This is a genomic window from Paractinoplanes ferrugineus (assembly GCF_016862195.1).
Classification (GTDB): Bacteria; Actinomycetota; Actinomycetes; order Mycobacteriales; family Micromonosporaceae; genus Actinoplanes; species Actinoplanes ferrugineus.
On sequence record NZ_BOMM01000020.1, the window covers coordinates 85480 to 94240 of the forward strand.

Sequence of the window (8761 nt, forward strand, 5' to 3'; positions counted from 1 at the left end):
GACCGGGCAACATGCCGTTCACATCCGGGTGCCCGTACCGAGCGTGCTCTGCCGGGCGATCAGCCGATGGGGGGTGCGCAACTCGACCCCGTCGATCGGCTCGGTAGCGGCGATCCGCAGCACGAGACGGTCCACGGCGAGCTGCGCTATCGCCTTCTTGTCGGGCGAGATCGTACTTATCGTGGGCTGGCTGTACCGGCCGTCCTCGATGTCGTCGTAACCGATGACCGCGACGTCCTCGGGCACCCGCAGGCCCCGGCCGAGGATGGTGTGGATGGCGCCCGACGCCACCAGGTCGGAGTAGCAGAACACGGCGTCCGGCGGGTTCGGACGGTCGAGCAGCGCCGCCATCGCGGTCGCGCCGTCGATCCGGTTGAACCGCGTCGTGCCGATGATCAGCGACTCGTCGACCGGCTGGCCGGCCGCGGTGTGCGCGGCCCGGAATCCGCGCGTGCGCAGCTGGGCGGCCTCGCCGGTGGGGTAGGGCTGGTCGCCGATCGCCGCGATCCGCCGCCGGCCGAGGGCGATCAGATGGGCCACCGCTTCGGTGGCGGCGGCCACGTCGTCGATCCCGACGTGGTCGAAGGTGCCGTCGGAGACCCGCTCGCCGAGCACGACGAGGGGGAGTGCCGGGTCACGGGCGGACAGATCCTCCTGCGCCAGGCCGAGCGGGCTGATGATCATGCCGTCGTAGAGGAAGCGTCGGGGGCCGGGCCCGATCAGCTCGCCCTCGTGCTGGCGGTCACCGTCGGTCTGGTCGACGAGAACGTTGTAACCGAGCTTGCGGGCCGCGGGGATGATCCCCTGCAGCAGCTCGGCGAAGTAGGGGGTGTCCAGATAGGGCACCACCACGACGATCTGCCCGGACCGCCCGGTGGCCAGGTTGCGGGCGAGAACGTTGGGCCGGTAGCCCAGTTCGGCGATCGCCGCCTCGACCTTGGCCCGGGTGGTGTCGGTGACCTTGGCGTAGCCGTTGACCACGTTGGAGACCGTACGGGGGGAGACGCCGGCCAGCTCCGCGACATCACGCAGCGTAGTTTCTCGCAAGGGTTGCCTCCCCGTCGGAGCGGGCGTCGAAGGCCCGCGGTAACGAAAGTATTTCCGCGACGTTGCCTCTTGCCAGACCCGAACGGCCGAGGCATAGTCCTTTGCAGCGCTGCAAACGGAATTTACCGCACACATCACCGGCGAGTGGTGAGCTCCCCCCACCCCTCGGCATCCATGACTGATAGCGCACCCCACCCCGAGCTGGACATCACGCGCGGTAATCAATTCTGCCCGAATGCCCGCCTCGACCGGTGTAGCCGATCAAGGAGGCCAGGAATGCGCCTTAAGACCACTCTCTCCGTCGTGGCCCCCGTCGTTCTCGCCCTCGGACTCGCTGCCTGCGGTGGCGGCGACGACGGCAAAGGCGGTGGCACGGCGGCCAAGCCCACCAACTGCACCAACAAGATCGTCAACCAGGACGCGCCGCGCGTCCTCGTCTGGGCCTGGTACCCGAACATGGCGAAGGTCGTCGACAACTTCAACAACCAGCACACCGACGTCCAGGTCTGCTGGACCAACGCCGGCCAGGGCCAGCCGGAGTACCAGAAGTTCCAGACCACGATCAGCGCCAAGAAGGGCGCGCCCGACGTCATCATGCTGGAGGCCGACCAGCTCGTCGGCTTCGAGATCCAGGACGCCCTCGTCGACCTCGCGCCGTACGAGGCGGCTGCCGTCCGGAAGAACTTCAGCGCGGGCGCGTGGAAGGACGTCTCGCAGGGCGACAAGGTCTACGCCGCCCCGGTCGACGGCGGCCCGATGGCCCTGATCTACCGCACCGACGTCTTCGCGAGATACGGCATCAAGACACCCCCGAAAACCTGGGCGGAGTACGCGGACGCGGCGGCCAGGGTCAAGGCGGCGGGCGGCCCGGTGTTCGGCGACTTCGGCAGCAACGTACCGGCCCTGACCACCGCCCTGATGATCCAGAAGGGGGCCGTGCCGTTCGTCTACGACCTGGCCGACAAGCAGAACATCACCATCAAGCTCGACGACCAGGCCACCAAGGACGTGCTGAACTACTGGGCCGACCTGTCGAAGCGAGGGCTGGTCGGCAAGCAGGACCAGTTCACCACCGACTACATCGCCGGCATGGTCGGCGGTAAGTACGCCACCTACGTCTCGGCGGCGTGGGCGCCCGGCTACCTGACCGGCGCCGGTGTCGGCAACGGCAAAGACAAGGGCAAGTTCGCGGTGGCGCCGCTCCCGCAGTGGGACACCGCCGCCCCGGTCTCGGTCAACTGGGGCGGCTCGGCGTTCGCCGTCACCTCGCAGGCCAACGACAAGGCCAACGCGGCCAAGGTCGCGCTGGGGCTCTACGCCGACGCGGCCAGCCTCACCGACGGGTGGCAGACGCAGACCATCTTCCCGTTGAACCAGAGCGTGCTGACCTCCGACGATTTCGTCAACGCGAAGGTCGATTTCTTCAACGGCCAGACGGTGAACAAGGACATCTACATCCCGGCCGAGAACGCCTACAAGGGCGCGGTCTACAGCCCCTTCACCGTCTACTACTACGCCCAGTTGCAGGCCCAGATCGCAAAGATCAACGAGGGCAAGGCGACCGGCGATCAGGCCGCGACCGACCTGCAGAACACCATGGTCCAGTACGCGAAGTCGCAGGGTTTCACGGTGAAGTAATGGCAGTCCAGACGACGACGAATGCCGCCTCGCCGGTCACCGGCGAGGCGGCCACGCCCAGAGCTTCCGCCCGCCGCCATGGGATCGGGTGGCTGTTCATCCTGCCGTTCCTGGTGGTGTTCCTGGCCTTCCTGGTCGCCCCGCTGGCCTACGCCGGTTATCTGAGCCTGTGGACCAAGGGCCTCGCGACCGGCACCACCTTCGCCGGCCTCGACAACTACACGCGCGCCTTCCACGATCCGTCGTTCCGCAAGGGACTCTGGTTCGTTCTCCGGTTCAGCCTGGTCGTCATCCCGCTCCAGGTGCTCGTGGCGCTTGTCGCGGCCCTGCTGCTCGACGAGATCACCGGCCGACTGGCGAGATTCGCCCGGCTGACGATCTTCCTTCCGTACGCCATTCCGGCCGTTCTCGGGGCGTTGATGTGGGGTTTCCTCTACTCGCCGAGCTTCGGCCCGATCGAGCAGATCAGCTCCTTCCTCAACGTGCAGGCACCGTTCCTGCTCAGTCGGGGAAACGTCTTCTACGGCCTGCTCAACGTGGTCACCTGGCAGTGGTCCGGCTACTACATGATCATCATTTACGCGGCGTTGAAAGGCATCGACTCGTCCATCTACGAGGCCGCCCGGATCGACGGCGCGAGCGGCCGGCAGATCGCCTTGCGGGTCAAGGTGCCGCTGGTCCGCTCGGCACTGGTGCTGATCCTGGTCTTCTCGCTGATCGGCACGCTGCAGTTCTTCGTCGAGCCGCAGATCCTGCGCCCGATCGCGAACGGCACCATCACCCCCGACTTCACCCCCAACATCTACGCGTACGAGATGGCGTTCAACTACGCCCAGTTCAACTACGCGTCGGCGATCAGTTTCGCGCTCGGCTTCGTGGTGTTCGCCGCCGTCGCGGTCTTCATGTTCGCCACCCGTAAGCGAGGGAGCCTGTTCACATGAACAACGCCCGGCGCACTCCTCGGCACGTCCGGGCGAAACTGCTGCTGCTCGCCCTGGCCGGCTATTTCCTCGTACCCGTCTGGTGGTTGATCGTCGCCAGCACCAAGAATGCCGAAGGTCTCTTCGCCGGCACCGGCACGCTCTGGTTCAACGGCTTCCACCTGTTCGACAACCTGACCGACCTGTTCACCTACAACAACGGCGAATATCTGCGCTGGCTCGGCAACTCCGTGCTGTACGCGTTCGCCGGCGGGATCGGCTGCACGGTCGTCTCGGTGCTCGCCGGTTACGGTTTCGCGAAGTTCCACTTCCGCGGCCGGAACCTGGTGTTCGCGATGGTGCTCGGCTCGGTGATGGTGCCGCTCACCGCGCTCGTCATCCCGACATTCGTGCTGATGAGCAACGTCGGCCTGATCGACACCGTCTGGGCCGTCATCCTGCCGTCGCTGCTCAGCCCGTTCGCCGTCTACCTGATGCGGGTCTACGCCGGCGCGTCCATCCCGGACGAACTTCTGGACGCGGCGCGCATCGACGGCGCCGGAGAGTTCCGCACCTTCTGGCGGGTAGCTCTACCACTCATGCGGCCGGGTGTCATAACTGTGATGCTGCTGTCGATCGTCTCGACGTGGAACAACTTCTTCCTGCCGCTGACCGTGCTGTCCAGCTCGAAGCTCTACCCCCTGACCGTCGGCATCGGCCTCTGGGAACAGCTCGCGAGCGGTAACAACGGCGGTGGACAGTCCCTCTGGAACCTCATCGTCGTAGGTTCGCTGGTGTCGATCATCCCGCTGATCATCGCCTTCCTGACCCTGCAGAAGTACTGGCAGGGCGGGCTGGCGGTGGGCAGCCTGAAGTAGGGGACCCTCGTGCACAACGCGTCATTCCGTCTCGACCCGGCATTCACCATCGCCCCGGTCTCCCGCCGCACCTTCGGCACCTTCGTCGAACACATGGGCCGCTGCGTCTACACCGGCATCTACGAGCCCACCCACCCGACGGCCGACGCGGACGGCTTCCGGCAGGACGTGCTCGAGTTGACCCGCGAGCTCGGCGTGTCGGTGGTGCGCTATCCCGGCGGCAACTTCGTCTCCGGGTACCGCTGGGAGGACGGCATCGGCCCGGTCGCGGACCGGCCGGTCCGGCGCGACCTGGCCTGGCACAGCCTGGAGACCAACGAGGTCGGCATCGACGAATTCATGCGCTGGGCGGGCAAGGCCGGCGTCGAGGTGATGTACGCGCTCAACCTCGGCACCCGGGGCGTCCAGGAGGCGCTCGACGTGCAGGAATACCTGAACCACCCGGACCGTACCCGGCTCGCGGAGATGCGCCGCGCCAACGGAGCGGACGAACCCTACGGCGTCACGATGTTCTGCCTCGGCAACGAGCTCGACGGGCCGTGGCAGACCGGGCACAAGACCGCTCACGAGTACGGGCGTCTGGCGGCCGAGACGGCGCGGGCGTTGCGGGCCGCCGAGCCCTGGCTGGAGCTGGTCGCCGTCGGCAGTTCCGGTTCCTCCATGCCGACGTTCGCCACCTGGGAATCGGAAGTTCTGGAACTCACCTACGACCAGATCGACTACATCTCGGCCCACGCGTACTACGAGCCGATCGACGGCGACCTCGGCAGCTTCCTCGCGTCCGCCGTGGACATGGACCACTTCATCAACAGCGTCGTCGCCACCGCGGACAGCGTCGGCGCCAGACTGAAGAGCAGGAAGCGGCTCAAGATCTCCTTCGACGAGTGGAACGTCTGGTACCTGCGGCGGTTCCAGGCCGTCCAGGAGACCGAGTGGAACATCGCCCCCCGGGTGATCGAGGACAGCTACAACGTGGCCGACGCCGTCGTGGTCGGCAGCCTGCTGATCTCGCTGCTCCGGCACAGCGACCGGGTCCCCGCCGCCTGCCAGGCCCAGCTGGTGAACGTGATCGCGCCGATCCGTACCGAGCCCGGCGGCCCGGCCTGGCGGCAGACCATCTTCCACCCGTTCGCCATCACGGCCCGGCTGGCCCGGGGCGACGTGCTGCGGGTCGAACCGGCCGCGCCGCTCTACCCCACCGACCGGTTCGGCGACGTCCCGGTCGTCGACGCGGTGGCCACCCACGACCCGGAGTCCGGCGAGGTGACGGTCTTCGTGGTCAACCGGTCGCAGGACTCGGCCGCGTCCCTCGCCGTACCGTTGGCCGGCTTTGCCTGGTCCCTGCAGGTCGCCGAGGCATGGACCCTGCACGACGACGATCTCGAGGCCACCAACACGGCCGATGCGCCGGACCGGGTCACGCCGAGCACCCTCGACGAGGTGTCGGTCGTCGACGGTGAGCTGCGGGCGACCCTCGCGCCGGTGTCGTGGTCGGCAATTCGGATGACTCCGGTTCGATAGCCGCCGTATCCTGGCCGACTTCCCTTTTCCCGGAGGTGTGAGTTGGCTGCCCATCCGAAAGAGCTTCGCGAGCGCCAGGTCGGCACGCCTGAACAGCAGGCGTCCGGCCTGGTCGGCGAGCGCCCGCAACGGTGGACCGGCAGCGTCGCCATCGTGGACTACGACCCGTCGTGGCCCGCTCGGTACGCGTCGATCGCCGCTCTGATCGAGCGCACGCTGGGCGACCGGATCATCTCGATCGAACACGTCGGCTCCACCTCGGTGCCCGGTCTGTCAGCCAAATCGGTGATCGACATCGACGTGGTCCTCGAGGACACCGCCGACGAGTCGCTCTTCGTGCCGGCGCTCGAGGCGGCCGGTTACCGCCTGCTGCTGCGCGAACCGTGGTGGCAGGGCCATCGCCTGCTGATCCCGGCGACCGAGGACGTCCACCTGCACGTCTGGCCGGCGAGCGCGGTCGAGCCGACCCGGCACCGCCTCTTCCGCGACTGGCTGCGCGCCCACCCCGACGACCGCGACCTCTACGCGTCGACCAAGCGCCGCCTGGCCGTCGAGACCGCCGCCACCCCGGACGACTACACGATGGCCAAGAACGACGTCATCGACCAGATCTTCGCCCGGCTGTTCGCCCAGCCCTGAGCCTCCCGCCCGCCCAGCCCGCCCGGCCCAGCCCGCCCCGCCCCAGCCCGCCCCGCAGACCACCGGCAACTCGCCGAAATTCTTCGGGGCCGAATGTCGAGAACGGGGGAGCGCGGCTCGTATAGATGGTGAAGGAAGGAGCGCACCATGCGTCAGTACCTGCTCAGCATCTACCAGCCCGATGGGCCCCCGCCGCCGCCCGAGGTGCTCGGACCGATCATGGAGGGGCTGGGGAAACTCAACGAGGAGATCAGGGCCGCCGGTGCCTGGGTCTTCGCGGCCGGCCTGCACGGCCCCGAGTCGGCGACTGTCATTCGCGACCGGGGCGGGGAAGCGGTGCTCACCGACGGGCCGTTCGCCGAGGGTAAGGAAGTGCTCGGCGGTTTCACGATCATCCAGGTCGAGGATCTCGACGCCGCCCTCTCCTGGGGCGGGCGGATGGCGAAGATCCTGGCGCCGTTGGCCGTCGAGGTGCGCCCGATCCAGTCGTGAGCTCGATCGACCAGATCTTCCGAGCGGAGTACGGCCGTGCCGTCGCCGTTCTGGTGCGCTTCCTCGGCGATATAGAACTCGCCGAGGAGGCGGTCCAGGACGCTTTCGTCACGGCTGTACAACGCTGGCCGGACCAGGGCATCCCGCCCAGTCCCGCGGGCTGGATCATCACGACCGCGAAGAACCGCGCGATCGACCGCCTCCGCCGCGAGGCCGAACGCCCGACCCGGGAGGCCGCCGCGGCCGGCCTCGGCTCCGAGGTCCCGGGCACCGGTTCCGGGGCCCGCTCCACTGGTTCGGAGATCCCATTCACCGGTTCGGAAGCGGACGACATGTTGCGGCTGATCTTCACGTGCTGCCACCCGGCGCTGGCACCGGCCTCCCGGGTGGCGCTGACCCTGCGCCTGATCGGCGGGCTCACCACATCGGAGATCGCCCGCGCGTTCCTCGTGCCGGAGGCGACCATGGCGCAGCGGATCTCGCGGGCCAAGAGCAAGATCCGGGACGCCGGCATCCCCTATCGCGTACCGCGGGACGCCGACCTCCCGGCCCGGCTCGGTGCCGTGCTGGCGGTTCTCTACCTGATCTTCAACGAGGGGTACGCGCCGATCGGCGGTGCCGCCCTCACGCGTACGGAAATGACCGCGGAAGCCATCCGCCTGGCTCGCCTGCTCGTGGTTCTCATGCCGGACGAGCCGGAGGCGCGCGGGCTGCTCGCCCTGATGCTCCTGATCGAGTCCCGCCGGCCCGCCCGCGTCGGTCCCGGCGGTGACCCGGTGCCGCTGGCCGCGCAGGACCGGTCGCGCTGGGACCGGGAGTTGATCGCCGAGGGCCAGGCGCTCGTGCGTGGCTGCCTTCGCCGTGGACAGCCGGGGCCGTACCAGATCCAGGCCGCGATCAACGCCGTGCACGCCGACGGCATCACCGACTGGCAGCAGGTCCTGGTCCTGTACGACCAACTGTTCGCGATGACTCCGACACCGGTGGTGGCACTGCACCGCGCGGTAGCGGTCGCCGAGGTAGAAGGCCCCACGGCTGCGTTGCAGATCGTCGATGGCCTGAGTTCTATAAGTTCCGAGCACCACGTCTGGCACGTCGTCCGCGCCGATCTACTACGCCGTATCGCCCGTTACGAAGAGGCCGCCGCCGAGTTCCACAAGGCCGCCACGATGACCGCCAACGCCACCGAGCGCCGCTTCCTCCTCGGCCGCGCCGCCGAGGCCCGGACCGCCGCCGAACCCGGACCGCCGCCGAACCCGGACCGCCGCTGAGCCCGACGTGTCGCTGAGCCCGGAGCGCTGCTGAGTCCGGAGCGCTGCTGAGGCCTTAGCGCCGCTGAGCCCGACCTGTCGCTGACTCCTAGGAATGACGCGGCCGCAGGCGTGCGGTGGCGGCCGACCGCCCACGACCACGCCGCCCGCATTCGACACCGAAAGAATCGTCGATGCAACAGTTCTGTTGAGTAAACACGCCCGCTGCCATTTCCGGCTCTTGGGTGCAACCACCGGATTGCGCCCCTCCACGCCGAACTCCCGCCCGTGCCGCGCCAGGCCCGTGCCGCGCCTGGCCCGTGCCGCGCCTGGCCCGTGCCGCGCCTGGCCCGTGCCGCGCCTGGCCCGTGCCGCG

The 8761-nt window shown here is 68.4% G+C and carries 8 protein-coding genes; 7 read left to right on the plus strand and 1 reads right to left on the minus strand.

Features of this window, described 5'->3' with window-relative positions:
* Positions 1-18: 18 nt before the first annotated feature.
* The gene (locus Afe05nite_RS13480; RefSeq protein WP_239117792.1) at positions 19-1047 is read right to left on the minus strand and encodes a LacI family DNA-binding transcriptional regulator; all 1029 of its coding nucleotides are present in this window, start codon (positions 1045-1047) and stop codon (positions 19-21) included.
* Between the two features lie 276 nt (positions 1048-1323).
* On the opposite strand from Afe05nite_RS13480, the gene Afe05nite_RS13485 reads away from it, so the two are divergent.
* The 7 genes from Afe05nite_RS13485 (at position 1324) to Afe05nite_RS13515 (ending at position 8406) form a co-directional block, all read left to right on the plus strand.
* On the plus strand, positions 1324-2685 hold the full coding sequence (locus Afe05nite_RS13485) for an extracellular solute-binding protein (RefSeq protein ID WP_239117793.1): 1362 nt from the start codon (positions 1324-1326) through the stop codon (positions 2683-2685).
* A complete protein-coding gene (locus Afe05nite_RS13490) occupies positions 2685-3626 on the plus strand; it encodes a carbohydrate ABC transporter permease (protein ID WP_239117794.1) in 942 nt (313 codons plus the stop codon). Before Afe05nite_RS13485 ends, Afe05nite_RS13490 begins: the two co-directional genes overlap by 1 nt.
* Entirely contained in the window at positions 3623-4483 is an 861-nt protein-coding gene (locus Afe05nite_RS13495) for a carbohydrate ABC transporter permease (protein WP_203817403.1), read from the plus strand. The genes Afe05nite_RS13490 and Afe05nite_RS13495 overlap by 4 nt, the downstream gene beginning before the upstream one ends.
* Positions 4484-4492: 9 nt before the next feature.
* Entirely contained in the window at positions 4493-6004 is a 1512-nt protein-coding gene (gene arfA / locus Afe05nite_RS13500; protein WP_203817404.1) for an arabinosylfuranosidase ArfA, read from the plus strand.
* A 42-nt stretch (positions 6005-6046) separates the two neighbouring features.
* On the plus strand, positions 6047-6643 hold the full coding sequence (locus tag Afe05nite_RS13505; protein WP_203817405.1) for a GrpB family protein: 597 nt from the start codon (positions 6047-6049) through the stop codon (positions 6641-6643).
* Between the two features lie 147 nt (positions 6644-6790).
* Positions 6791-7135, plus strand: coding sequence for a YciI family protein (locus Afe05nite_RS13510; RefSeq protein WP_203817406.1), 345 nt, complete (start codon positions 6791-6793; stop codon positions 7133-7135).
* A complete protein-coding gene (locus Afe05nite_RS13515; protein ID WP_203817407.1) occupies positions 7132-8406 on the plus strand; it encodes an RNA polymerase sigma factor in 1275 nt (424 codons plus the stop codon). The genes Afe05nite_RS13510 and Afe05nite_RS13515 overlap by 4 nt, the downstream gene beginning before the upstream one ends.
* Positions 8407-8761: the final 355 nt, after the last annotated feature.

Excerpts from the sequence above, each read along its gene's own strand:
- Afe05nite_RS13485 (WP_239117793.1), top strand. The coding sequence starts at position 1,324 with ATGCGCCTTAAGACCACTCTCTCCGTCGTGGCCCCCGTCGTTCTCGCC.
- Afe05nite_RS13490 (WP_239117794.1), top strand. The coding sequence starts at position 2,685 with ATGGCAGTCCAGACGACGACGAATGCCGCCTCGCCGGTCACCGGCGAG.
- Afe05nite_RS13495 (WP_203817403.1), top strand. The coding sequence starts at position 3,623 with ATGAACAACGCCCGGCGCACTCCTCGGCACGTCCGGGCGAAACTGCTG.
- Afe05nite_RS13510 (WP_203817406.1), top strand. The coding sequence starts at position 6,791 with ATGCGTCAGTACCTGCTCAGCATCTACCAGCCCGATGGGCCCCCGCCG.